Here is a 26,144-nt window from a genome sequence, read left to right on the forward strand (position 1 = left end):
AGCTAAACCGGTTTAACAAAATTTAGCTAAGAAGGTGATATGGATACAATCTGGGTACTTGGCGATGCGGTAGTGGATCTTCTGCCGGACGGCGAGGGTAAACTGCTGCAGTGTCCGGGCGGGGCACCGGCCAACGTCGCGGTGGGCGTCGCCCGTCTGGGCGGGAGGAGCGCATTTATCGGCCGGGTGGGCGACGATCCCTTCGGACGCTTTATGCAGAAGACGCTGGCGGACGAGAAGGTTAATACGCATTGGATGCGTCTCGATCCGCAGCATCGCACCTCCACGGTGGTGGTTGACCTCGACGACCGCGGCGAGCGCTCCTTTACCTTTATGGTTCGCCCGAGCGCTGATTTATTCCTTGAACCCGCCGATCTCCCGGCCTTTCGCGCCGGGGAGTGGCTACACGTCTGCTCCATCGCGCTCAGCGCGGAACCCAGCCGTTCTGCCGCGTTTCAGGCGATGGCGGCCATCAGACAGGCCGGCGGGTTTGTCAGCTTCGATCCCAATATTCGCGCCGATCTGTGGCACGATGAAGTAGACCTGCGCGCGTGTCTTGAGCGGGCACTGGCCTGTGCCGACGTGGTGAAGCTCTCGGTTGAAGAACTGGCGTTTTTAACCGGAAACGCGCAGGTGGACGAGGGGCTGGCGGCGCTGATGCGCGGCTGTCGGGCCCGGCTGGTGCTGGTGACGCAGGGGAAAGAGGGGGTTACCGCCTGGCAGAAAGGCGCGTTGAGGCACTATCCCGCCACCTCCGTTGAATGCGTTGATGCCACCGGCGCGGGGGATGCCTTCGTGGCCGGGCTGCTGTTCGGGCTGGCGCGCGAGGGAGACGCCGACCTCCCGGCCGTTATCGCGATCGCGCAGCGCTGCGGCGCGCTGGCGACCACCGCAAAGGGGGCAATGACCGCGCTGCCGTACCGTCACGAGCTGTAATTTTCTCACCTGGCCGCCGCCCGGCGGCCTGAACTGTCGCCTCGATCACACTTACTAAATCGGTTTAGCAAAAAACATTGCCGATCCAAAATTGCGCGGTTTAGTATCATCAGCCTAAACCGGTTTAGCAATTTAGCACTTTCACCGACTTTTCCAGGAATGCGACAAAATGTATAAAAAACGCACGCTTGCCGTGATGATAGGCATGCTGGCCGGCAGTACCTCTGTCTTTGCCCAGACGAATATGAACAGTATCGAAGCCCGCCTTGCAGCGCTGGAGCAGCGTTTGCAGGAGGCGGAAACCCGCGCGCAGGTTGCTGAAAAGCGCGCCACGGCGGCGGAACAAAAAACGCAGCAGCTGGTGGCGGCCCAGCAGAAAACGCAAACCACCACCCGGGAGGTGGCGCAACGTACCGCGGCACTGGAGAAAAAAGCCGACCGCAGCAGCGGCTTTGAGTTTCACGGCTACGCCCGCTCCGGTCTGCTGATGAACGACGCGGCCTCCGGCAGCAAAAGCGGACCGTACCTGACTCCCGCCGGAGAAACGGGCGGGGCCATCGGCCGCCTGGGGAACGAAGCGGACACCTACGTTGAGCTGAACGTTGAGCACAACCAGACGCTGGAGAATGGCGCCACGACGCGCTTTAAGGCGATGCTGGCCGACGGTCAGAAAACCTATAATGACTGGTCGGCCGACAGCAGCGACCTGAATATTCGTCAGGCCTTTGCCGAACTGGGCAATTTGCCGGACTTCACCGGCGCGCTGAAGGGCAGCACCTTCTGGGCGGGTAAACGCTTCGATCGCGATAATTTCGACATTCACTGGCTGGATTCCGACGTGGTGTTTCTCGCCGGAACCGGCGGCGGCGTGTACGACGTGAAGTGGAACGACACGCTGCGCAGCAACTTCTCTCTCTATGGCCGCAACTTTGGCAGCGAGGAGGAGATCGACAACAACGTACAGAACTACATCCTCAGCATGAATCACTTCGCCGGGCCGTTGCAGGTGATGGTCAGCGGCCTGCGGGCAAAAGATAATGACGACCGTAAGGACAGCAACGGCGATCCGATTAAAACCGACGCGGCGAATAACGGTGTGCATGCCCTGGTCGGTCTGCATAACGACAGTTTCTACGGCCTTCGCGAAGGTTCCGCCAAAACGGCGCTGCTCTACGGCCACGGTCTGGGTGCAGAGGTGAAGAGCATCGGCGCTGACGGTGCGCTGCTGTCGGAAGCCGATACGTGGCGCTTTGCAAGTTACGGTGTCACGCCGCTGGGCGGTGGCTGGCACGTTGCGCCCGCCGTGCTGGCGCAGAGCAGCAAGGACCGCTACGTGAAGGGCGACAGCTACGAGTGGGTCACGCTTAACGCCCGCCTCATCAAGGAGGTTACCCAGAATTTCGCCCTCGCGTTTGAGGGCAGCTATCAGTACATGGATTTAGCCCCGGAAGGCTACAAGGATCGCAACGCGGTAAACGGCAGCTTCTACAAGCTAACCTTTGCCCCGACGCTCAAGGCGGGCAAGATTGGCGATTTCTTCAGCCGTCCGGAGCTGCGCCTGTTCGCCACGTGGATGGACTGGAGCAGCAGGCTGGATAACTATGCCAGCGATGACGCCTTTGGCAGCAGCGGCTTCAACGCAGGCGGGGAATGGAACTTTGGGGTACAGATGGAAACCTGGTTTTAACCCTGTACGCTCCCGCACCGCGGGGGCGTTTTGAACATCATAAAAAGACGTCAGGAAGAGGTATCTATGGATTTTTATCAAATTGCCCGCGAGCTTATTCCGCTGCTCGGCGGCAAAGAGAACATCGCCAGCGCGGCGCACTGCGCGACGCGTCTTCGTCTGGTCCTGGTCGATGATGCGCTTGCCGACCAGCAGGCCATCGGCAAGGTTGAAGGCGTAAAGGGCTGTTTTCGTAACGCCGGACAGATGCAGGTGATCTTCGGTACGGGGGTGGTGAATAAAGTTTACGCGGCGTTTATTCAGGCGGCAGGGATTAGCGAATCCAGCAAGTCGGAGGCGGCGGATATAGCGGCACGCAAGCTGAATCCGTTCCAGCGCATCGCCCGTTTGCTCTCCAATATCTTCGTGCCGATTATTCCGGCGATTGTGGCCTCCGGCCTGCTGATGGGCCTGCTCGGGATGGTGAAAACCTACGGCTGGGTGGATCCGGACAACGCGCTTTATATCATGCTGGACATGTGCAGCTCGGCGGCGTTTATCATTCTGCCGATCCTGATTGGCTTCACCGCCGCGCGCGAGTTTGGCGGCAACCCGTATCTGGGGGCAACGCTGGGGGGCATTCTGACGCACCCGGCGCTGACCAACGCCTGGGGCGTGGCGTCCGGCTTCCAGACCATGAACTTTTTCGGCCTTGAAATTGCCATGATTGGCTATCAGGGTACCGTGTTCCCGGTGCTGCTGGCGGTGTGGTTTATGAGCATCGTGGAAAAGCAGCTGCGCCGGGCGATCCCGGACGCGTTAGATCTGATCCTGACGCCGTTCCTGACCGTCATTATCTCCGGCTTTATCGCGCTGTTGATTATCGGCCCGGCGGGACGCGCGCTGGGCGACGGCATCTCCTTCATCCTCAGCACCCTGATTGCGCACGCGGGCTGGCTGGCGGGACTGCTGTTTGGCGGCCTGTATTCGGTCATCGTCATCACCGGTATTCACCACAGCTTCCACGCCATCGAGGCCGGGCTGCTGGGTAACCCGTCGATAGGCGTTAACTTCCTGCTGCCGATCTGGGCGATGGCGAACGTGGCGCAGGGCGGGGCGTGTCTGGCGGTGTGGTTCAAAACCCGCGATGCCAAAATCAAAGCCATCACGCTACCGTCGGCGTTCTCGGCGATGCTGGGCATTACCGAGGCGGCGATTTTCGGTATCAACCTGCGCTTCGTGAAGCCGTTTATCGCGGCGCTGATCGGCGGCGCGGCGGGCGGCGCCTGGGTGGTGTCGGTGCACGTTTACATGACCGCCGTCGGGCTCACCGCCATTCCCGGCATGGCGATCGTACAGGGCAGCTCGCTGCTCAACTATATTATCGGCATGGTGATAGCCTTTGGCGTGGCGTTTACCGTCTCCCTGCTGCTGAAGTATAAAACGGACTCTGAATAATGACCTCTGCTTCCCGCTGGCCTGCCGTGCTGCAGGCCGTAATGAAAGGCCAGCCGCGCGCGCTGGCGGACAGCCACTATCCCCAGTGGCATCCTGCGCCGGTGACGGGGCTGATGAACGATCCGAACGGCTTTATCTGGTTTGCCGGACGTTACCACCTGTTCTATCAGTGGAACCCGCTGGAAAGCGATCATCGCTACAAGTGCTGGGGCCACTGGAGTTCAGCGGATATGGTGCACTGGCGGCATGAGCCCATGGCGCTGATGCCCGACGAAGACTATGACCGTAACGGCTGTTACTCCGGCAGCGCCGTGGATGATAACGGCGCGCTGACCCTGTGCTATACCGGCAACGTCAAGTTTGACGATGGCGGCCGCACCGCCTGGCAGTGTCTGGCGGTGCAAAATGACGATGGCACTTTTAGCAAGCTGGGGCCGGTGCTGCCGCTGCCGGAAGGGTATACCGGACACGTCCGGGATCCGAAGGTGTGGCGCCAGAACGGGCTGTGGTACATGGTGCTCGGCGCGCAGGATCTACAGAAGCGGGGCAAGGTGCTGCTGTACAGATCCGGGGATTTACGCTGCTGGCAGCCCTGCGGTGAAATTGCCGGACACGGGGTGAACGGGCTTACGGATGCCGGGTATATGTGGGAGTGCCCGGATCTGTTTGCGCTCGACGGCACGCACGTCCTGATCTGCTGCCCGCAGGGGCTGGCGCGCGAGCCGCACCGCTATCTCAACACCTATCTGGCCGTCTGGATGAGCGGGGCGTTTGATGAGGAAACGGCTGCCTTTGCGCACGGCGAGCTGCACGAGCTTGATGCCGGTTTCGAATTTTACGCGCCGCAAACCGCGGTGGCAGAGGACGGCCGACGTATTCTTATCGGCTGGATGGGCGTGCCGGACGGGGAGGAGATGCTCCAGCCGACCCGCGCGCACGGCTGGATCCATCAGATGAGCTGTCCACGAGAGCTACGCTTTCGCGACGGTAAGCTCCTGCAAACTCCGGTGCGCGAGCTGGAAACGCTGCGCGAGGAGGAAAATTACTGGCAGGGTCGCGCCGACGATGCGCCGGAACTGGACGGAACGCGCCTGGAGTTCGAGCTGAGCGCCTCGCGCGTGAACGTGGATTTTGCCGGGACGTTGCGGCTCGCTGTCGATGACGAGGGTATACGCCTGGAGCGGGCCAGCCTGAAAACCGGAGAAACGTTAACCCGCTACTGGCGGGGAGAGGTGCACCATCTGCGCGTGCTGTGCGACCGTTCCAGCGTTGAAATTTTCATCAATCACGGTGAAGGGGTCATGAGCAGCCGCTATTTTCCCGACCATCCGGCACGGGTGCGCGTCGAAGGTGCGTCCGACATCACATTACGCTACTGGTCGCTGCGCAGCTGCATGATAGAATAGCGGTTTTGGCAGCCGGAACCAGGTCGTTGTGAGAAAAACAAAACGCGTTACCATTAAAGACATTGCGGAGCTGGCGGGGGTGTCAAAAGCCACCGCCAGCCTGGTGCTGAACGGCCGCAGCAAAGAGCTTCGGGTGGCGGAGGAGACGCGCGAGCGCGTGCTGGCGATTGCCAAAGAGCACCATTACCAGCCCAGCATTCACGCCCGTTCGCTGCGGGATAACCGCAGCCACACCATTGGTCTGGTGGTGCCGGAGATCACCAACTACGGTTTTGCCGTCTTTTCTCACGAACTGGAGACCCTGTGCCGCGAGGCGGGCGTTCAGCTGCTGATCTCGTGTAGCGATGAAAATCCGGGCCAGGAGACGGTGGTGGTCAATAACATGGTGGCGCGCCAGGTGGACGGGCTGATCGTCGCCTCCAGCATGCTTAACGACGCGGACTATCAGAAGCTGAGCGAACAGCTGCCGGTGGTGCTCTTTGACCGCCATATGAACGACAGCTCTCTGCCGCCGGTCATCACCGATTCGATTACCCCTACCGCTGAACTGGTGGCCGAAATTGCTCGCCAGCATCCAGATGAGTTCTATTTCCTCGGCGGACAGCCGCGGTTATCCCCGACGCGAGACCGCCTGGAAGGGTTTAAGCAGGGGCTGCGCGACGCCGGCGTTGAGCTACGCCCGGAGTGGATCGTTCATGGCAATTACCACCCAAGCTCCGGCTACGAAATGTTTGCTGAACTGTGCGCGCGCCTTGGCCGCCCGCCTGAAGCCCTCTTTACCGCCGCCTGCGGTCTGCTGGAAGGGGTGTTACGCTACATGGGCCAGCATAACCTGCTGCAAAGCGAAATACGCCTGGCCAGCTTTGACGACCACTATCTGTATGATTCTTTAACCCTTCCCGTTGATACCATCCGTCAGGACAATCGCCAGCTCGCCTGGCACTGCTTCGATCTGATTGGCAAACTGATTGAAGGAGAAACGCCGGAGCCGATCCAGCGGAAGCTGGACGCCACGCTGCGGCGGCGATACAGCGGCACGAAATAAAAACGACTTACGGATACATCAATAACTTTAATTAATTAAAGATCTGATTCAGCCGATAACCAAAGGGAAATTATATCTCTGAGGTGTGTTATGTCGTTGAAAAAATCATCACTGATTGTCCTGTTTTCCCTGCTTTTCTTCTTTGTGGCCAGCACCATTACCAGCGTTGGGCTCATCATAAAAAGTAATAATTCGCTGGATAACGTGAACAAAGAAATTCAGGTCGTGCTGTCCATCATCGACCCCATCAACCACAGCCGGACCCTGCGCGTCAGGGTTATGGAGTATGTGAAAATGGTGGAGGCAGGGGATACCTCGGATCGGTCTGCGAAGCTGGCATCGGTGAAAGAGGCGCTGACCAAAGCCGACGGCGCCTTTTCGGCATTTATGGCCGCGCCGCGTTTGCAGGATGAAGCCTCACTGATTACCGCCTACCGGGACGCGTGGCAAAACTACCGTAACCAGGGGCTGGAGCCGCTGATCGCCGCAGCCGCTTCCCAGGACGTGGCGCGATTCAACGCGCTTATTCCGGTGGTGTCTCAGCTCGATCGCCAGTATGAGATTGTGCTCGACCAGATCCTCTCCGTTCACCAGACGTACGCCAAAAGCCTGAACGAGGATGCGAGCAGCAATTTCGTGTCAGGGCTGGTTATCATCGCCAGCATTGCCCTGCTGTTTGTGGTGGTGATTATCGCCGTCAGCGTCCTGATGAAACGGGTCGTCTTCGCGCCGGTCAACCTGGCGCGCGAGCACTGTAGCCAGATTGCAGCCGGGAAGCTGGACGTTCCGGTACCCGTTAAGCCTCACTCAGGCAATGAAATCGATCGCCTGATGGGATCGATGGAGCAGATGCGCCAGGCGCTGCTCGCGACCATTTCTCAGGTGCGCGATGCCAGCCATACCGTAACGCACGCGGCGCAGGAAATTGCCTCCGGCAATATCGACCTGGCCTCGCGCACTGAACAGCAGGCTTCCGCCTTAACCCAGACGGCCGCCAGCATGGAAGAGCTGAGCGCGACGGTGGCGAACAATACTGAAAACGTATTCCAGGCGGGTAAGCTGGTGCAGGACGCGGTGAAAAATGCCCGTACCGGAGAAGCGGTAACCCGCGACGTTATCGAAACGATGAATACCATCGCCTCTAACTCGAAGCGCATTGAGGATATCACCAGCGTGATTAACAGCATTGCGTTCCAGACCAACATTCTGGCGCTGAACGCGGCAGTTGAAGCAGCGCGTGCCGGCACGCAGGGGCGTGGCTTCGCGGTGGTGGCAAGCGAAGTCCGCACCCTGGCGCAGAAAAGCGCGGTGGCAGCGAAGGATATCGAAAATCTCATCGCCCAGTCCGTTTCCAGCGTGAAGAACGGCGCGGAGCTGGTTAACCGCTCGGGAGAGGTGATCGATTCTATTATTACATCGGTGAATAAGGTTAATAGCCTGATGGAGCAGATCTCGGTTGCCTCCGAGGAGCAGAGCCGCGGGATTGGTCAGGTCGGGCAGGCCGTGACCGAGATGGATGGCGTAACTCAGCAGAACGCGGCGCTGGTGCAGCAGTCCGCCGCCGCCGCGGCCTCGCTGGAGGAGCAGGCGCAGCAGCTGTCGCAGAGTATTTCGAGTTTCAGCCTGCCCAGGACGGCATGACGGACAGGCGTTGACAGGGCAATAAACTTCGACCACTCTAAAAACAATATCTTAGAGAGGTCGTTATGCTTCAACGGTTTGCAAAGAAAAAGGCGCTGTTACTTTCTGCTCTGCTGGTTTCCGGGCTGGTCAGGGCAGAAGAGTCGCTTCCTGACGTGGTGAAGACATTCAGCGAGCAGCAGGACATCAAAATCATCAAGAAAATTGACGCCCCCGGCGGCGCGCCAGCGTGGCTGGGGCAATATCAGGATATGGGCGTCACCCTCTTTTTGACCCCTGACGGGAAGCATGTGGTGTCGGGCTATCTGTATGATGAGAAGGGAACAAACCTTAGCGAGGCCCTGTTCCAGAAAGAAATCTACGCGCCGTTGGGCCGCGAAATGTGGAAAAAGCTTAACGCGGCGCACCCGCTGAAAGAGGGCGCAGATACGGCGCCGCGTAAGGTCTTTGTCTTTGCCGACCCGTTCTGCCCGTACTGCAAGCAGTTCTGGGCTGAAGCGCAGCCGTGGGTGAAGGCCGGCAAGGTCCAGCTCAACACGCTCCTGGTCGCGTTCCTTAACCCGAAAAGCGGGCGTAACGCCTCTGCGATCCTGAATGCCAAAGATCCGGTATCGGCATGGAAAGAGTACGAACTGTCCGGCGGCAAAAAATTGCCTAAACCTGACGGGGCGGCATCCCGGGAAACCGTTGAGATCCTGCAAAACCACCAGACGCTAATGGACAGCCTCGGTGCGAACGCGACGCCGGCAATTTATTACCTGAACGAGCAAAACGAACTGCAGCAGGTCGTGGGGATGCCGGACGCAAAACAGCTTGAGGCGATGTTCGGGCCGAAGCCGTAGGCGCGCAAAAGAGAGGCAGAAACGGGGCGTTTCTGCCTGTTCTCCTTCAGCTTCCCCAGCGCCCGCGAAGGTAATTCACCGCCTCCTGGGTCTGGGGCTGATTAAGATAGTCTTCGCGGAACAGGATCGTGCCCTTTACGTCCGGCAGTGAATCATTCAGATCCAGCTGTTTTTTCAGCTCCGGCACGCCGCCGTTCACCGTCCAGTCCGGTTCATTTCGGGAAGGCGCGCCGACTTTATAAAATGCGATCCCGATATAGAGGCGGGTATGGGTCGGCTTCACCACGTCGGCCCACCATTTTGTCAGCACATCGTAGCGCGCGGCATCCCGGGCGAACGGCCAGTAGATCTGCGGCGCGATGTAGTCCAGTAAGCCCTGCTGTACCCACTTGCGGGTGTCCGCGTAGGATTCATCATAGGCTGCCGCGCCGCGCGTGTCCGAGCCCGCCGGGTCGAACGAGCGGTTGCGCCAGACGCCTGCCGGGCTGACGCCAAATTCAACCTCAGGTTTAGCCTGCTTAATCGCCCGCGAAACCTGCACAATCAGCTCCTGCGTGTTGTGCCGCCGCCAGTCCGCTTTTGACGCAAACCCCTCGCCGTAGCGCCTGAAGGTGTAAGCATCGTTCAGGGTGGAGCCGGGCGTCTCCGTGTAGAAATAATCATCGAACTGTACGCCTTCAATGGCGTAGCGATCCACTACCTCCATCACTACACGGGTTATCCAGTCCCGCACTTCCGGAATGCCCGGATCGAGGACAAAGCGATCCCCTGAGGTGCGTATCCATTCGGGATGCTGCACGTAGACGCTGGAAGGGCGAAGCGACGAGGTCCGGTTAAGCGCGGCGATGGTCGAGGGCTTAGTGTTAGTGGAAACGCGATACGGGTTAAACCAGGCGTGAACCTTCATGCCACGCCGGTGGGCCTCATCCAGCATAAACTGGAGCGGATCGTAGCCCGGGTATTCCCCGATAGTCCCCGTCAGGGTATCTGACCACGGCAGTATGTCGGAGGACCACAGCGCCGTACTGTCCGGTTTAACCTGGAAGAAGACGGTGTTGATCCCCAGGCTTTTTAGCTTGTCCAGTTTGTCCGTCAGCGCACGCTGCTGTTGGGCGATACGCTGCTCCGCGCTGCGGCCATTTACCGACGACACCGGCGGCCAGTCGAGGCGGGAGACGGTCGCCAGCCAGATCCCGCGCATGGGCTGGTTTGCCTGCGGTAGAGGTTTATTTGCCTGCGGCAGTGGCGTAACGAGCGACTTCGGCGGCGTGGAGGTGCAGCTTACAAGTAAAAGCGCGCAGCCAAGCAGCGCGCCGGTCCGTTTTACAGGTCGCATCATTGGCGTATCAGCTCCTGGGTGTCCGGCTTTCCGTCCAGGGATTAAAGGCCGGTTCGTCCTGTTCTGCGGGACCGTCATCATGAAGGGAGTCAAGATAGAGGGCTTCAACTTCCGCGCGCGCCCACGGGGTGCGGCGCAGGAACTTCAGGCTCGACTTAACGCTCGGGTCTTTTCGAAAACAGTTAATTTTGATGCGGTTGCCCAGCTCGTTCCAGCCGTAGCGCGCAACAAGCGCGTTAACCTGCATCTCGAGCGTTACGCCATGCAAAGGATCGTTGGAAACAGGTGCAGTCATAGGCGTCCGGTAGTCTCATTTATTATGGGGAATGGAATAAACGATGAAAGGTTACAAGAAAGCAGGGGAAGCGGCAATTTAAGCGTAAGGTTCTTCACCCCGCAGGGCTGAGGGTTCCCCACAAATTAATGCGAGCACTAAGCAATCCCCTCGCCCCTCCGGGGAGAGGGTTAGGGTGAGGGGAACATACGGCGGTGGTGGTCATTCCGTTCACGTTATGTTCCTTGCTACTCTGTAACGACATGACCGGTGAACGTGCCAGGGTGGCTCAGTCGCCACCACCCTGGCGACCCGGGCTCCCGGCGGTAAATCGCCGCTTCGCGGTGCCCTCGGCTTATTCCTTCCGGCTTATCGGGTACGGGCGGATGTAACGTCCCTGTAAAGCCGCCCTCTCGGCGCATCCCTGCGCCTCGCCCCGGCCTGCAGGAAACGCCTCAGCGATTTACAGCCGGACCAGGGCATCGCTGACAGCCCTCAGTCATTCAGAAAGCAACATTATTGCTACTGCTTAAAAATAACTGGGGAACCCTCAGCCCCGCAGGGGGTGAAGAGAGGAGATTGCAGGGATAACCTTATTTTTTAAATAGCTCTGGGGCCCATGGCGTAGGATCTACCTCCATAAATGGCGCGCGTTCGAAGCGGGACTTCAGCGCCCAGGGCACCGTACAGTCAAAGATGGTTTTGCAGGTGATGCCGTTTCCACGAATGGAGGTGCTGTAGTCCGGGGCCTGAGACGGATCCAGCTGGTGGCCGCGGATCCCCGGCAGGTTGGTGATGCTGACATCTCCCTGCATGCGGGTGGTCATGGCCCACAGGATGTCATCGCTGTCGAAAATATCCACATCCTCGTCTACGAGAATAATGTTCTTAAGCTCGGAGTAGGTGGCTAACGCGATCAGTGCCGCCTGGCCCTGGCGTCCTTCGTCTGAGGGCTGACGTTTTTTCACCTGCAGCACGCCAAGGAATTTGCCGCCGCCTGCGGTATGCGCATAGACGTTTTGCAGAAAACCGGGGATGGCTTCCTCCACCGCGTTGCGGATGCTGGCTTCGGTCGGTAAACCCGCGAGCGTGGTATGCTCTTCGCCCGGCCCGACCAGCGTTTGCAGGATCGCCCGATGGCGCATGGTCACGGCTTTAACCTTAATCACCGGTAAGGAAGGGTTGGCCTCGCCGCAGTAGCCGGGGAACTCCGGCATCGCATGGCCGGTATGGGTGTGCTGGTCCTCTTTTACGCGCACGCCCGGCAGTAGCTCGCCTTCAATAACGATCTCCGCGCGGGCAATCGCTTTTTCCCGCACGGCCACGCCCTGAACCAGCTCAACCGGGGACTGACGCAGCGCGCCGGCGACGCCCAGCTCGTTATAGCCGAAGGGCGTGGTAGGGGCCTCAAAGCACGCGCCAATGTAGATAGCCGGATCCAGACCCATATTGATGGTGACCGGCAGCGGTTTCCCGGCCTCTTCAGCTTTTTTGCGGAACACTTCGATATGGCGGCCCGCGGCAAGGAACATGGAGAGTTCGTCGCGCTCCTGAACGCAGAGGCGGTGAATGGTGACGTCGGTGAGCGACGCGTCTTCCGGATCGCTTGCCAGCACCAGGCCCAGGCAGAAGAACGGGCCCGCGTCTATCGGGGTGTTCGTCGGTGCCGGCAGCAGCCTGCGCAGATCGAAGTCAGGGTCGTCGGCATAAAACACCTGCTCCTGACACGGGGCCTGCGCCGCCGGAACGACAACCGGCGCTACCGGATTTTTTACCGCATGACCGACGTGCTTCGCCAGCTCAGAAGGTTCGCAGCCCAGCAGCAGCGCCGCACGTTCACGGCTGGCGTGCATCCCCACCAGGATCCGGGAGCCGGGATAGCCTTTCACGCTATTAAACATCATGGCGGGCCCGGTGCGGGTTGGGCGTTTGACCGTGCCGCCGGCGCCGATATGCCGGTATACCCCCGCCAGCTCCGCGTTGGGATCGACCGGATGGTTAGTTTCGATGTACTGGCCGTCGTGGCGCTGGAGCAGTTCGATGGCGCTTCTGAGATCGTTGATTGGGTTTTCCATATTTTCCTCCCTCGGATGAATGCGTCCATTGTCGGTGGAAGCAAATTCACCATCAATTGCATCATTCATGCTATTTTGATACGTATTTTCATATCAATTATTGGGGCACGTTATGCAGTTTCGCCTGATGCGCAATTTTATTGTGGTGGCCGAGGAGCTTCACATGCACCGGGCGGCGGAGCGTCTGAATATGGCGCAGCCTGCGCTGAGCCAGCAGATCAAAACCCTGGAAGAACGTCTGGGCGTGACGCTCTTCAGCCGGGCAAACCGTCGTCTGACCCTGACGCCCGCCGGTGAGGCTTTTCTTAACAAAGCCCGGGTCGCGATAATGATGACCGAGCAGGCCATCCTGGACGCCAGGCAAACCGCCAGAGGCGAGCAGGGGGTATTACACCTTGGCTGCGTTTCGAGCGCGATGTTCGACAGCAAACTGCCCGCGGCCCTTCGCCAGCTTCACGCGAAATGGCCGGACATCACGCTGTCGGTCATGACCGGGAATGTGCAAACCCTCTACGGCGCCGTACAAAGCAACCAGCTGGATATCGCCATCATCCGCTCGCCGCTTCCGCCGCTGCCTGAGGATCTGCAAAGCCGTCCGTTTACCACAGAGAAAACGGTGCTGGCGCTGCCGGGCCAGCACCCGCTGGCGGGTTCGGCAGCGCTTACGCTTTCGTCGCTGAAGGAGGAAAAATGGATTGCCCTGCGCGATCCGGAAGGCATGGGGCTGGAGCAGTACTTCTATGACGCCTGCCGCGGCGCGGGCATCCGGCCCAGCGTCGTGCAAAGCGCCACTGACGTTCCCACGGTGATAAGCCTTGTCTCCGCGGGGTTTGGCATTGCCATGCTGCCCGCCTCGGCAAAGGCTATCCGCATCGAGAACGTGGTCTGTGTGGAGATCCTCGACCGGCTCCGGGAGAGCGAGTTGACGCTGGTATGCCACCGGATCATACGCTCCGAGGTGCTGAAAAAGTTTCTCAGCCTCCTCGATCACACCGGCCGTCCGGCAGCCTGAAGGATCTGTTCGCGCAGCCAGACGTTAGCCGTATCCTGGCCGTTTTTCGGGTGCCAGTACATGCCTATGACGATCGGCTGGAGAGGCAGCGGCGGCGGAAACAGATCGAGCGTTTGCGTGAAGCGTTGCAGCATGCGCTTTGGCAGGGTACAGAGCAAATCAGTCCCGGCCACAATCGCAGGCGCCACGGCGTAGCTTTGCGTGGACATTACCACGCTTCGCTGGCGTCCAAGCCCGGCCAGATTCTGGTCGACAAAGCCTGCGAAAGGATCGCCTTCGGATGACACCACCAGGTGGGAAAGGGCGCAATAGCTATCCAGATCCAGCTCCCCCGTTCCGCGCGGATGGCCCTTGCGCTGTGCCGTGGCGTACTCATCGTCAAACAGCCTGCGCCTGACCCACGCATCGTGCGCCCCCGCGTCAACGCCAACGTAAATATCCACCTCTCCGCTTTCCATTTGCGCGGGCAGTTTCTGGATTTCAGGCAGCGCAAAACGCAGGCGAATGCCCGGCGCCAGCGTGCCGATCTGATTCTGTAGCTCAGCCCCAAGCATCAGCGCCGGGTTTTCGTGCAGGGCGATAACGAAGGTGCGGCTGCTGTTTTGCGCATCGAAGGTCGTGGGCTCAAGCATCGCCGAAATGCCCTGCAGCACCGCTGCAACCTGCGGCCTTAACGCCTCGGCGCGCGGCGTAGGCAGCACCCCGCGTCCGTGCGGGGAAGGGACAAACAGCGGCTCACCGAAGAGGGCGCGCAGCCGCGCAAGCCGGGCCGATAACGCCGGCTGGCTGATGCCCAGCCGCGCGGCCGCATGGGTAATGTTCCTGTCCCGGAGTAAGGCATCCAGCGCCAGGATCAGGTCCATATCCATATCGGAGGAGGTCAGCTTACTTTGCATCACGGTTGGTATAGGTAACGGGAACCCACGCGTAGCCTTCACGCTCGCCCCTGGTGACGTAACCGATGCCCGGGAAAGGCAGATGCGGAGCCGCAATCAGCGCGCGATTTTTGACAAACTCCGCGAACGCAGCGTTGCGAACCCGGGAGGCGCCGTCCTGATCTTCATCGTAGGCGATGGTGACATCAGGCTGAGGAAACTGAACCGCGGCGACGTGAATGATATCGCCGACAAAGGTTATTTTTTCGCCCTGGCGCTCAAGCGTATAGAACGCGGAGCCGGGAGTGTGGCCCGGGTGAACCGTGCCGCTGATGCCCGGCAGAAGCTGCTCCGTTCCGGAGAATGGCGTCACCTTTCCGGCGTCCAGATAGGGCTTCAGGGTCTTCTGTGCAATATCAAAGTAGTTCTGGTCATAGCCTGATTTTTTCTGATTCTCGTCGTTAAAGAAAAAATCGATGTCCGGCTTACCGACGTACACCTGCGCATTGGCAAATACGCGCTGGCCGTCCTTCACCAGGCCGCCGGCATGGTCGGAGTGCGCATGCGTGATCAGGATGTCGGTAATATCCTGCGGCCTGATGCCCTGCGTCGCCAGGCTCTCAATCAGCCGTCCGCCGTTCCCGGGGCCAAAGAGCTGGCCTGAGCCGGTGTCCACCAGGATCCGGTGGCCGGGCAGGGCGATATAGAACGCGTTGATGGACGCTTCAACCGGATTGGCCTGGAAGTTTTTCGCCAGTAGCGCATCGGTATTTTCCGCCGTCGTCCGGCGCAGCAGGGTATGCAGATCCTGCGGAACGCTGCCGTCCGTAAAGGCGGTGACGATCGTGTCGCCAACCTGCACGCTGTAGCCGCCAGCCTGCTGTTTAACCACATGCTGCGGGACATTCGCCGCCGCCGCGTGGAACGCCGGAAAGAAAAGCGCAGAACCGGTCAACAGGGTTGATAAAGCAAGTTTTTTCACAGTAAACATGATGGGCTCCTCAATAGTAAGTTCATCATAGTTCAACTGCGATTTTTGAGAACGGTCGGGAAGTGAATGTGACCTATCCATGGAATGGATAGGTCTGGGGAAGGGAATTACAGCACGCCCGTACCGCCGTCGGAACACCATACCTGACCGGAAGCGTATGAGCAGGTATCGGAGGCAAAGAGCACGTACAGCGGTGCGATTTCAACCGGCTGGCCCGGTCTGCCCAGCGGCGTATCTCCGCCGAACTGCTGAACCTTGGACTGAGGCTGACCGCCGCTGGACTGTAGCGGTGTCCAGTACGGCCCCGGTGCGACAGCGTTCACCCGAATGCCGCGCGGCCCCAGCTGCTTGGCCAGAGACTTGGTAAAGGCCACGTTACAGGCTTTGGTCTGGGCGTAGTCCACGAGGATCCCGCTCGGTTTGTACGCCTGAACGGAAGAGGTATTGATGATTACCGCCCCTTCCTGCGGGTGGCGCAGCGCCGCTTTGGTGATCCAGAAAGGCGCATACACGTTGGTTTTAAACGTCGCGTCAAAATCGGCCGTGGTGAGGTTATCGATCGACTCGCAGTACTGCTGGCGACCGGCGTTATTCACCAGGATATCCAGGCCGCCCAGTTCGGCAACGGCTTTTTCCACCAGCGTATCGCAGAACGATTCCACGCGAATGTCGCCGGGAATGGCGACCGCTTTACGGCCTTCGGCCTGAATCAGCGCGATAACCGATGCGGCATCGGACTCTTCTTCCGGCAGATAGCCGATGGCAACATCCGCACCTTCGCGGGCGTAGGCGATGGCCACCGCGCGGCCAATACCGGAATCACCGCCGGTAATAAGCGCTTTTTTTCCTGCCAGCTTTCCCGACCCGATATAGCTTGTTTCACCATGATCCGGTAATGGCTTCATTTCCGATGCCAGCCCGGGGGCCATTTGCGGTTGTTCTGCAAACGGCGGACGAGGGTAATGCAGCGTGTGATTATTTCCTGTAGACATACCGGCCTCCTTAAATAGTGAATTCCAAGATTAGTCGCTAATTAAGCGCAAGCGGGCAAAACTGACAAATTCAGACAAATCTATATTCCATTACCTGCGGTAAATAATTCTTCAGGCCAGCATGTAATACCAGAAAAGCGCGACCTCATCTTTTTCCGGCAGCGCGTTGTAAAGATAGCGATCGTAACCGCCCAGAATAAAACCGTATTGCCGGTAAAACAGGCAGGCTGAAACGTTGACGTTCTGCGTCTCCAGCCGTAACCCGGGCGCGTTGATGCTGCGTGCCCACACGTGCGTGGCGGCCATCAGCTTGTGCGCCGCGCCCGTTCTGCGCTTTGAACGTTCTACCGCAACGTAATCCACGGAAATAAATTTATTCCAGTTGCAGGATGCGGTAATAAATCCGGCTATTTCTCCGTCATCCGTTTCGGCAATCAGAAATATGGCATCGGGATTAACGCAATGATTTTCCAGCGTCTGGAGATCGAGCTCATAGATTTTAAGATAAGGCTCGGCAAGCGCTTCGATATGCAAATCGCCATGGATAAACGGCTCTCTGGCAATGCGATCGACCGTGAAGGAAAAATCACAACATTCAAGACGGGGGAGGTCCGTACTTAATCCTTTTCGAATCTGCATGGTATTCCTTAAGTAAGAGTTATAAACAGATAATAGACGAAGCGGCATAACCTGCTGGCATAACACTCTGTTCATCCTGGTCTAAGCTTGTATCTCGTTCCGCGTAAAATGTGGTCATTCGAGGACAGTGAATGGAATTCAGAACATGTCGCAGGCACTGGGGTGCTGAATATATTTCCGATGACGTTGTACGTTTTCGCGTCTGGGCTGAAGGGCAAAGAGATCTCACGTTGCGTTTAACCGACACCGACATTCCGATGGCGGCGGTGGGCGACGGCTGGTTTCAGGTTGACGTGCCCGGCGTCACGCACGGTACGACGTATCAGTTTGTTTTACAGGACGGTATGGCGGTGCCGGATCCCGCCTCACGCGCGCAGCAGGGCGATGTCAACGGCCCGTCGGTCGTGATCGACCCGCGTCGCTACACCCCCGCTCAGGGCGAATGGAAAGGGCGCCCGTGGGAAGAGACGGTGATCTACGAGCTGCATATCGGCACCTTTACGGAGGAAGGGACGTTCAGGGCGGCCATCGAAAAACTGCCGTATCTGGCTGAACTCGGCATTACGCAGCTGGAGGTGATGCCCGTGTCCCAGTTCGGCGGATCGCGCGGCTGGGGCTATGACGGGGTGCTGCTGTATGCCCCGCACTCCGCCTACGGCACGCCGGATGACTTTCACGCCTTCATCGATGCCGCCCACGCGCTCGGGCTTTCGGTGGTGCTGGATATTGTGCTCAACCACTTCGGCCCCGAGGGCAACTATCTGCCGCTACTCTCGCCGGCGTTTTTCCATCAGGATCGTATGACTCCGTGGGGCAACGGGATTGCCTACGAGGTTGACGCCGTCCGGCAATACATTACCGAGGCGCCGCTGTACTGGCTGTCGGAGTACCATCTTGACGGCCTGCGCTTTGACGCCATCGACCAGATTAACGACGACGCTGAACCCCATATTCTTCCCTACATTGCGCAGCGGATCCGCGACGCGTTCCCGGATCGCCATATCCATCTCACCACCGAGGACAGCCGCAACGTGATTTTCCTTCATCCGCGCGATGCAAAGGGCAATACGCCGCTGTTTACCGCCGAATGGAATGATGATTTTCACAATGCCGCGCACGTTTTCGCGACCGGGGAATCGCACGCCTATTACCAGGACTTTGCCTTTGAGCCGGAGAAAAAGCTGGCGCGGGCGCTGGCCGAGGGGTTTGTCTATCAGGGGGAGATTTCGCTTCAGACCGGCAGGTCGCGCGGGGTTGAGTGTCGCGAGCAGCCTCCGCAGTTTTTTGTCGATTTTATTCAAAATCACGATCAGATCGGCAACCGTGCTCAGGGAGAAAGGCTCATTACCCTGGCGGGAGAGGATAAAACGCGCGTCCTGTTCGCCGCGCTGCTGCTCTCCCCGCATATTCCGCTGCTGTTTATGGGCGAAGAGTATGGCGAAACCCGTCCGTTCCTCTTTTTCACCGACTTCCACGGGGACCTTGCGAAGGCCGTGCGGGAAGGGCGCGCGAAGGAGTTTACGGGCCATACCGGCCACGATGAAGCCGTTCCGGATCCCAACGACGTCGATACGTTTATCCGCTCGAAGCCCGGCTGGGATAAGGCGCAAACCGGGGAAGGCAGAGCGTGGCTGCAGCTAACGCGCGAGCTGATAGCGCTGCGTCAGCGCCATGTCGTCCCGTTACTGAAACAGCCGGGCGCCGCAGAGGGTAACGTCCTGCAAACGGCGCTCGGCATGGTCGCGGTGAGCTGGCGTTTTCCAGCCGGGACGCTGTCGCTGGCGCTGAATATCGGTAAAAAGCCGCTCGCCTTACCGGACCTGCCGGGAAAAACGATCTTTAGCTGGCCGGAGGCAGAGGAAAGCCTGCCGCCGAACAGCATTGTTGTTCGCTTTGCTGATGGAGAAGCAGCGCTATGATCCCGTCCTCAACCTATCGCATTCAGTTTCGCAACGGCATGACCTTCGATCGCGTAGTGGACCTGATACCGTACATGAAAGATCTCGGTATCAGCCATCTCTATGCGTCGCCGGTTTTCACGGCCACCACGGACTCCACTCACGGCTATGACGTGACCGACCCTAATGAAATCGACCCGGCAATTGGCGGGCGCGCAGGGTTCGACCGCATGGCGGCAGCCCTCCGGCAGGCGGGCATGGGGCTGATTCTGGATATCGTTCCTAACCATATGTCCACCTCGCTGGAAAACCGCTGGTGGCGCGACGTTATTGAAAACGGCAAACAGAGCCGCTACGCCGCCTTCTTTGACATCGACTGGTCCCGACCGCTAACGCTGCCTTTTCTTGGCGACACCTTTGAAGCGGAGCTGGAGCGGGGCGCTATCACACTAAAACGTGACAGTGTCACCGAAAAGGCGGCGCTGGTGTATTACGACACCGCCTATCCGCTCAATCCCGGCACGTATAGTGAGGATAAGAGCATCGCTGAGATCCACGAGGCGCAAAGCTGGCGCCTGATGTCCTGGCGTGAAGCGCCGAAGCAGCTGTCGTGGCGACGCTTTTTTGAAATCACCGGGCTGGTGGGCGTGCGGGTTGAGGATGAAGCGGTCTTCGCGGATACCCACCGCCTGATCCTGGAGCTTGTTCACGCCGGGGTGGTGGACGGCCTGCGCATCGACCACGTGGACGGGCTTGCCGATCCGCTGGCGTATCTGCAGCGCCTGCGCGCGGCGACCGGGCCGGACTGCTATATCACGGTCGAGAAGATCCTCGCCAAAGGGGAGCAGCTTCCCCCCGAGTGGCCCGTGTCGGGCACGACGGGCTATGAGTTTATCGCCTCCCTTGCCGAAGTGCTGGTGGACGATAACAACCTCTCGCGGCTGGAGGCCATCCACGCCGAAACGCTGGGCGCGCCCGTGGACACGCATGAAGAGCTGCGCAAGGCCAAAGGCCTGATGACCGATCGTAATTTCGAAGGCGAATTTACCACGCTGCTTGCTATTGCCTGCGAGCTGGCCCGGCACAACGGCGTCGAGGTGCAGCGCGACGATATCCGGCATGCCCTGCGCGAGCTGCTTATCGCCTTTCCGGTGTACCGCACCTACGGCACCGGCGAGGGGCTGACGCCTGCGGACGTGGCGCTGCTCGGCCGCGTGGTCGCCAGCGTTAACGCGTCGGAGCCCGCCCTGAGCCTGATCGTGCGTATTCTCACCGGCGACCTGCCGGAGCAGTATCGCGCGCTGGCCTCGCTTTTCCGCACCCGTTTTCAGCAGCTGACCGGGCCGCTGATGGCGAAATCGGTAGAGGATACGCTGTTCTTCCGCCACAACCTGGAGCTGGCCCTGAACGAGGTCGGGGCTGACCCCGCGCCGCGCGCGTTTTCACTCTCCCGCTTTCATCAGGAGATGCGCATTCGGCTCGCCCGTCAGCCCGACGCGCTGCTGGGCACCTCGACCCACGACACCAAACGCGGCGAGGATGCGCGGGCGCGGCTGTACACGCTGACGGAAGCGCCGGATCTGTGGGGGGAGAGCCTGGCGCGCTGGCGGCAGATGAACCAGACCCAGGTTCGGTTCCTGAATGACGGCACCGCGCCGAACGCCGCCGATACCTGGATGATCTTCCAGGCGCTGGCGGGCGTCTGGCCGGCATCGCTGTCGCCTGACGATCGCGACGGGCTTCAGTCGCTGGAGACGCGCTTCCTCGGCTTTCTTGAGAAAGCGCTGCGCGAGGCCAAGCAGCGCACCGACTGGATCGACAGTAACGAAAGCTACGAGAGCGTGGTGCTGGACTATGCGCGCCATCTGCTCTCCCCGGATAACACCCTGTTCCTGCACGATTTCAGCCAGGCGCTCCAGCCGTTTATTCGCGCCGGACTGATGAACAGCCTGAGTCAGACGGTCATCAAGCTGACCGCGCCCGGCGTGCCGGATATTTACCAGGGCAGCGAAGCGCTGAACTTTAGCCTGGTTGACCCGGACAACCGCCGGGAACCGGATTTCACCGCGCTGGCGGAGAACCTCAGCGCGGCGGATGGACACATCTTTAACGACGAGCAGCGCTGGCGAGACGGCAGCGTGAAGCAGTACGTCACCGCCACGCTGTTACGGCTTCGCCCGCATTACCCCGAGCTTTTCCGCTACGGCGACTGGCTGCCGCTGAAGGTAACCGGCGAGCGCGAGGAGAATATGATCGCTTATGCCCGCCTGAAAGACGGCGAGGCGCTCATCGTCGCCGTTCCGCGCCTGGCGTTTGGCGTTAACGACAACGAGAAGCTGTGGGTTAATACCACATTGGCCATACCTCAGGAGCTGGCCGGAAAGCGCTACCGGGATCTGTTTACCGGTGAGAGTCGCGTACTGCACGAGACGCTGGATTTAACGTCTGAAAAGGGATGTTTGTTGGTTCTGCTTACCTGCGAATAATCGAGGAGAACAAAAATGCCAAAGGATACAACGTTTGAAATTCGGGCCGGTCACGGCCAGCAGCTGGGCGCAAACTATGACGGCAAGGGGGTCAACTTTGCGCTGTTTTCCGCGCACGCGGAGCGGGTGGAGCTGTGCCTGTTTGACCCTTCCGGGAAAACAGAAATCGCCCGCCTGGAGCTGCCGGAATATACCCATGAGGTGTGGCACGGCTATGTGCCCGACCTGAAGCCGGGGACGCTGTACGGTTACCGCGTTTACGGGCCATACGATCCGGAGAACGGTCACCGCTTTAACCCGCATAAGCTGCTCATCGACCCGTATGCCCGCGAGCTGGTAGGGGATATCGAGTGGAACGACGCCCACTTCGGCTATGAGCTGGGGCACGACGAGCTCGATCTCAGCTTCGATACGCGAGACAGCGCGCCGTTTACGCCGAAATGCAAGGTCATCGACCCGAACGCCGTCGACTGGCAGGACTCGCGCCGGCCTGACGTTCCGTGGCCGCGTACCGTCGTCTACGAAAGCCACGTCAAGGGCTTTACCCAGCTTAACCCGGCCATTCCGCCCGAGCTGCGCGGTACGTTTGAGGGGATGGGTCATAAAGCCTCCGTGGACTACATCAAAAGCCTGGGCATCACCTCGGTGGAGCTGCTGCCGGTCCACTGGTTCCCGGACGATCGGCACCTGCTCGATCGCGGTCTTAAAAACTTCTGGGGCTATAACTCGCTCGCCTTCTTTGCGCCAGCGTCCCGCTATTACGGCCCGGCGGGGATCCAGGGCTTTCGCGATATGGTGCGCGCGTACCACGACGCGGGCATCGAGGTGATCCTCGACGTGGTCTATAACCACACGGCGGAGGGTAACGAGCTGGGGCCAACCCTGTCGTTTAAGGGGATTGATAACTTCTGCTATTACCGCACCATGCCGGATCAGCACCGGTACTACATCAACGACACCGGCACCGGCAATACCGTCAATACCTCGCATCCGCGCGTGTTGCAGATGGTCATGGACTCGCTGCGCTACTGGGCGGAATCGATGCAGATTGACGGCTTCCGCTTCGATCTCGGCACGATTCTCGGGCGCGAGCCGGAAGGGTTCGATCCGCGCGGCGGATTTTTCGATGCAGTCACCCAGGATCCGGTGCTGTCGAAGCTGAAGCTCATCGGTGAGCCGTGGGATATTGGCCCCGGCGGGTATCAGGTGGGCGGCTTCCCGCCGGGCTGGGGGGAGTGGAACGACAAATACCGCGATACGGTCCGGGAATACTGGAAGGGCGATAACGTCTCCACCGATTTTGCCGCACGCCTGCTTGGCTCCGGTGATTTGTACGATCTGCGCGGGCGTCGCCCGTGGGCCAGCGTCAACTTCATCACCGCGCATGACGGCTTCACGCTCAACGACCTGGTGTCGTACAACGAGAAGCACAATGCCGATAACGGGGAGGATAATAACGACGGCCATAACGATAACCGGTCATATAACTACGGTGAAGAAGGCCCGACGGAAAACCCGGACATCATCGCGACCCGCGAGCGGCAAAAGCGCAACTTCCTCACCACGCTCTTGTTCTCCCACGGCACGCCGATGCTGCTGGCGGGAGATGAGTTTGGCCGCTCGCAGAAGGGCAATAATAACGGATACTGTCAGGACAGCGAGATCTCCTGGATAAACTGGGAAGGGCTCTCTGAAAACGACGAGAAGCTGCGCGAATTTACCCGTGGCCTGATTGCCCTGCGCGTGGAGCAGCCGCTGCTGCGGCGTGAAAACTGGCGCGACGGGCTGGAGATCCGCTGGTTTAACGCCGGCGGGGGGGGCTGCAGCAGTCGGAACAGTGGGACGAAGGCTCCACCCTTGGCCTTGCCATCAGCCGGCCGGATCTCGAAAAGGAAGAGGGCGTCTGGCACGACGTGCTGATGCTGTTTAACCCGTTTGAAGGCACGGTCCCGTTCCAGATCCCGCAGTTCGGGGAAGGCGGCTGGGTGCTGGAGCTGTCAACGGCGGATGATACCCCCACCGGGGAGATCATCACGGAATCCGTCGATTATGAGCTGGCCGGGCGGAGTATCACCCTGTTCCGCCGTCCTTAAAGCGAGGCCGCCGCGCGTGCGGCGGTATCATACAGGGACGAGATCGCGCGAAGCAGCTGCGCGGTCTCGCCAATCGACGTTCCCGGAATGCCGCTCTCCGCATGAATGGCGATCAGGCAGGCCTCCCGCACGTCCCGGTACTTCATGCACAGCGCTTTGCCTTCCTCCGTCGTCGAGAAAAAGAGCTCTTTCCCCGCTTTTTCACTGGTGACGTAACCCGCCTTTACCAGCTTTTTCAGCGCATACGTCACCACGTGGGTATCTTCCACGTTCAGCACAAAGCAGATGTCCGCCAGCTTTTTCTTGCGGTTGCGGTGGTTTACGTGGTGCAGAAGCGAGACGTCAAAGGCGCCCATATCCGGCTCGCCCGCCGCCGTCATGCAGCGCACCATCCACTTGTTGAACGCATTGCTGGTCATGATCAGCGCGTATTCCAGCTCCGAAAGTTCGGCACACCGCTCTGAGACCAGATGACGGGAGGAGACGATACGCCCGTCTGCAATATCGTCGTGGCCTGGCGCCGTCTTCGTTTTGTCTTTTGTCATACCGCTCCTTCTCCCGAAATGTAAACCCGTCGATAAAATAAGAACATTTTATTGATAAATTGTTTACATGTTTTTGACGTTCAGGTATAGCTTTTTAGTGCAGGTTCTGCGGAGCCTCACGCAAAACACAACATCGCGCGCCGTAATGCACCGGCTTCGCTCTGCTGCGAAGTATAAAAAATAGCCGTCGGCGCGCAACGCTCACTTTGGATAGGGTAACGTTTATGGACAGTTCTACACTGTTGCCGCTTATCGGGATACCGGTAGTGGTTATTGGTTTTGCACTGCGCTTCAACCCGCTGCTGGTTGTCGTGGTGGCGGGGCTGGCGACGGGCCTGCTGGTTGGCATGGATTTCGGTATGCTGCTGGAAACCTTTGGCGAAAAGTTCGTGAATAGCCGATCGCTTGCCACCTTCATTCTGATCCTGCCGGTCATCGGCCTGCTGGAGTATTACGGGCTGAAGGAGCGGGCGCAGGCCTGGGTGGCGAAGATCGCCAGCGCGACCTCGGCGCGTATCCTGATGCTCTACTTTGTCGCCCGTGAGGGAACGGCGGCGCTGGGGCTGATGTCGCTGGGCGGCCACGCGCAGACGGTGCGCCCGCTGCTGGCGCCGATGGCGGAAGGGGCGGCGCTGAACGAATACGGCGAGCTGCCGCAGACTATCCGCGACAAAATTAAGGCGCACGCCGCCGCCTGCGACAATATCGCGGTGTTCTTTGGGGAAGATATCTTTATCGCCTTCGGCGCGGTGCTGCTGATTGACGCGTTTCTTAAAGAGAACGGGATCGAGGGGATCGAGCCGCTGCACATCGGCCTGTGGGCCATTCCGACCGCCATCGCTGCCCTGATTATTCACATGACGCGCCTGCTGCGCCTCGACGCCAGCATTCGTCGCGACGTGATGGCCTGGAAAGCAGAGCAGGGCACGCAGGAGATCGCATCATGATGACGCTCATCACCATTAACCGCGTGTACTACCTGATTGGCTTTGTTGTGATGCTGCTGGTCGTTATGACCCTTCGCGACCGCGCCAACCCGAAACGTTTTACCACCGCGCTGTTCTGGTTCCTGTTTGGCGGGATCTTCCTGTTTGGCGATCTGATGGTGCAGGAGCTGGGCAAGTCGCTGGCGTATCGCATCATTGGCGGCGCCGTTATCGTGATTGCGCTGCTGGCGGGTTTCGGGCTGGTCGGGAAGGGGCATTATAAAATGTCCACCGAGGAGGAGCGCGTCGCCTCGTCGAACCGGCTGAAAAACTGGCTGTTCCTGCCAGCGCTGATGATCCCCGTGGTGACGGTCATCGGGACGCTGTTCCTGAAGGGCGTGTCGATTGGCGGCGTTTATCTGCTCGACCAGAAGCAGCTTACCCTGGCGGCGCTGTGCGTGGCCTGCGTGGCGGCAATCCTCACCGGCTGGTGGCTGACGAAAGGCACGCCGCTGCATGCGGTCCGTCAGTCTCGTCGGCTGGTGGATACCATCGGCTGGGCGGTGATCCTGCCGCAGATGCTCGCCATGCTCGGCGGTGTATTTGTGGTGGCCAATACCGGCGAATCGGTCCAGAAGGTGGTCAGCCTGTTCGTCAACCCGGACAGCCGCTTTATGCTGGTGGTGATTTACTGCGTGGGGATGGCGCTGTTTACCATGATCATGGGCAACGCCTTCGCCGCGTTCCCGGTGCTGAGTGCCGGTATCGCCCTGCCGTTCCTGATTAACGTTCATCACGGCAACCCGGCGCCGCTGCTGGCTATCGGGATGTACGCGGGCTATTGCGGCACGCTGATGACGCCCATGGCCGCCAACTTCAACATCGTGCCCGCCGCGCTGCTGGAGCTGAAGGACAAATATCAGGTCATCAAGATCCAGATCCCGACCGCGTTAACCCTGCTGGTGGTAAACGTGTTCTTAATGTATTTCCTCGTGTTTCGCTAAG

General features: G+C 59.5%; 20 protein-coding genes and 1 pseudogene. 13 read left to right on the forward strand and 8 right to left on the reverse strand.

Translation table 11 applies throughout. From position 1 onward, the window contains the following. Positions 1-39: 39 nt before the first annotated feature. From HWQ14_RS16145 to dsbG, 7 genes are all read left to right on the forward strand, one after another. Positions 40-936: an aminoimidazole riboside kinase gene (locus tag HWQ14_RS16145; RefSeq protein WP_176610291.1), complete on the forward strand. Its 897-nt coding sequence runs from the start codon at positions 40-42 to the stop codon at positions 934-936. A 169-nt stretch (positions 937-1,105) separates the two neighbouring features. Then, a complete protein-coding gene (locus HWQ14_RS16150; RefSeq protein WP_176610292.1) occupies positions 1,106-2,623 on the forward strand; it encodes a carbohydrate porin in 1,518 nt (505 codons plus the stop codon). 66 nt (positions 2,624-2,689) lie between these two features. Next, complete coding sequence (locus HWQ14_RS16155; RefSeq protein ID WP_176610293.1) at positions 2,690-4,060, forward strand: sucrose-specific PTS transporter subunit IIBC; 1,371 nt, start codon at positions 2,690-2,692, stop codon at positions 4,058-4,060. Further along, positions 4,060-5,466 (forward strand): sucrose-6-phosphate hydrolase, encoded by a 1,407-nt coding sequence (locus HWQ14_RS16160; protein ID WP_176610294.1) that lies wholly within the window; start codon positions 4,060-4,062, stop codon positions 5,464-5,466. Before HWQ14_RS16155 ends, HWQ14_RS16160 begins: the two co-directional genes overlap by 1 nt. Before the next feature lie 28 nt (positions 5,467-5,494). Next, entirely contained in the window at positions 5,495-6,511 is a 1,017-nt protein-coding gene (locus HWQ14_RS16165) for a LacI family DNA-binding transcriptional regulator (RefSeq protein WP_176610295.1), read from the forward strand. Between the two features lie 90 nt (positions 6,512-6,601). After that, complete coding sequence (locus tag HWQ14_RS16170; RefSeq protein ID WP_176610296.1) at positions 6,602-8,152, forward strand: methyl-accepting chemotaxis protein; 1,551 nt, start codon at positions 6,602-6,604, stop codon at positions 8,150-8,152. Positions 8,153-8,217: 65 nt separating this feature from the next. Then, positions 8,218-8,994 carry a thiol:disulfide interchange protein DsbG gene (gene dsbG, locus HWQ14_RS16175; RefSeq protein WP_176610297.1) on the forward strand — a complete coding sequence of 259 codons (777 nt, stop codon included), beginning with the start codon at positions 8,218-8,220 and terminating at the stop codon, positions 8,992-8,994. A 46-nt stretch (positions 8,995-9,040) separates the two neighbouring features. Here the strand turns inward: dsbG and HWQ14_RS16180 are convergent, their stop codons facing one another. From HWQ14_RS16180 to HWQ14_RS16190, 3 genes are all read right to left on the reverse strand, one after another. After that, positions 9,041-10,333: a glycoside hydrolase family 10 protein gene (locus HWQ14_RS16180; protein WP_176610298.1), complete on the reverse strand. Its 1,293-nt coding sequence runs from the start codon at positions 10,331-10,333 to the stop codon at positions 9,041-9,043. A gap of 7 nt (positions 10,334-10,340) precedes the next feature. Beyond that, entirely contained in the window at positions 10,341-10,628 is a 288-nt protein-coding gene (locus tag HWQ14_RS16185) for a VF530 family DNA-binding protein (protein ID WP_148419829.1), read from the reverse strand. A gap of 572 nt (positions 10,629-11,200) precedes the next feature. After that, a complete protein-coding gene (locus HWQ14_RS16190; protein ID WP_176610299.1) occupies positions 11,201-12,682 on the reverse strand; it encodes a UbiD family decarboxylase in 1,482 nt (493 codons plus the stop codon). A gap of 112 nt (positions 12,683-12,794) precedes the next feature. Here HWQ14_RS16190 and HWQ14_RS16195 point away from each other — a divergent pair, with 112 nt between their 5' ends. After that, positions 12,795-13,694, forward strand: coding sequence for a LysR substrate-binding domain-containing protein (locus HWQ14_RS16195; protein ID WP_176610300.1), 900 nt, complete (start codon positions 12,795-12,797; stop codon positions 13,692-13,694). Here the strand turns inward: HWQ14_RS16195 and HWQ14_RS16200 are convergent. The 4 genes from HWQ14_RS16200 to HWQ14_RS16215 form a co-directional block, all read right to left on the reverse strand. Continuing rightward, a complete protein-coding gene (locus tag HWQ14_RS16200; protein WP_176611215.1) occupies positions 13,670-14,563 on the reverse strand; it encodes a LysR family transcriptional regulator in 894 nt (297 codons plus the stop codon). The genes HWQ14_RS16195 and HWQ14_RS16200 overlap by 25 nt on opposite strands. A gap of 16 nt (positions 14,564-14,579) precedes the next feature. Then, the gene (locus tag HWQ14_RS16205) at positions 14,580-15,560 is read right to left on the reverse strand and encodes an MBL fold metallo-hydrolase (RefSeq protein ID WP_176610301.1); all 981 of its coding nucleotides are present in this window, start codon (positions 15,558-15,560) and stop codon (positions 14,580-14,582) included. Positions 15,561-15,667: 107 nt separating this feature from the next. Continuing rightward, positions 15,668-16,552, reverse strand: a complete 885-nt coding sequence (locus HWQ14_RS16210) for an SDR family oxidoreductase (protein WP_176610302.1) — start codon at positions 16,550-16,552, stop codon at positions 15,668-15,670. Between the two features lie 111 nt (positions 16,553-16,663). Further along, the gene (locus HWQ14_RS16215; RefSeq protein ID WP_176610303.1) at positions 16,664-17,191 is read right to left on the reverse strand and encodes a GNAT family N-acetyltransferase; all 528 of its coding nucleotides are present in this window, start codon (positions 17,189-17,191) and stop codon (positions 16,664-16,666) included. 131 nt (positions 17,192-17,322) lie between these two features. Here HWQ14_RS16215 and treZ point away from each other — a divergent pair, with 131 nt between their 5' ends. The 3 genes and pseudogenes from treZ to glgX all read left to right on the forward strand — a co-directional run bounded on the left by treZ (position 17,323) and on the right by glgX (position 23,668). Further along, positions 17,323-19,110, forward strand: coding sequence for a malto-oligosyltrehalose trehalohydrolase (gene treZ, locus HWQ14_RS16220; RefSeq protein ID WP_176610304.1), 1,788 nt, complete (start codon positions 17,323-17,325; stop codon positions 19,108-19,110). After that, positions 19,107-21,575, forward strand: a complete 2,469-nt coding sequence (gene treY, locus HWQ14_RS16225) for a malto-oligosyltrehalose synthase (protein ID WP_176610305.1) — start codon at positions 19,107-19,109, stop codon at positions 21,573-21,575. The genes treZ and treY overlap by 4 nt, the downstream gene beginning before the upstream one ends. Positions 21,576-21,590: 15 nt before the next feature. Beyond that, a pseudogene (glgX, locus tag HWQ14_RS16230) lies at positions 21,591-23,668 on the forward strand (glycogen debranching protein GlgX). On the opposite strand, the gene HWQ14_RS16235 reads toward glgX, so the two are convergent. Continuing rightward, a complete protein-coding gene (locus tag HWQ14_RS16235; RefSeq protein WP_148422680.1) occupies positions 23,665-24,213 on the reverse strand; it encodes a winged helix DNA-binding protein in 549 nt (182 codons plus the stop codon). The pseudogene glgX and the gene HWQ14_RS16235 overlap by 4 nt on opposite strands. Positions 24,214-24,437: 224 nt before the next feature. On the opposite strand from HWQ14_RS16235, the gene HWQ14_RS16240 reads away from it, so the two are divergent. Both HWQ14_RS16240 and HWQ14_RS16245 read left to right on the forward strand, forming a co-directional pair. After that, complete coding sequence (locus HWQ14_RS16240; protein WP_148422681.1) at positions 24,438-25,160, forward strand: DUF969 domain-containing protein; 723 nt, start codon at positions 24,438-24,440, stop codon at positions 25,158-25,160. Further along, a complete protein-coding gene (locus tag HWQ14_RS16245) occupies positions 25,157-26,143 on the forward strand; it encodes a DUF979 domain-containing protein (RefSeq protein WP_047354811.1) in 987 nt (328 codons plus the stop codon). The genes HWQ14_RS16240 and HWQ14_RS16245 overlap by 4 nt, the downstream gene beginning before the upstream one ends. The last annotated feature ends 1 nt before the right edge of the window (position 26,144 follow it).

Source organism: Enterobacter cloacae (assembly GCF_013375935.1).
GTDB classification, from domain to species: Bacteria; Pseudomonadota; Gammaproteobacteria; order Enterobacterales; family Enterobacteriaceae; genus Enterobacter; species Enterobacter pasteurii.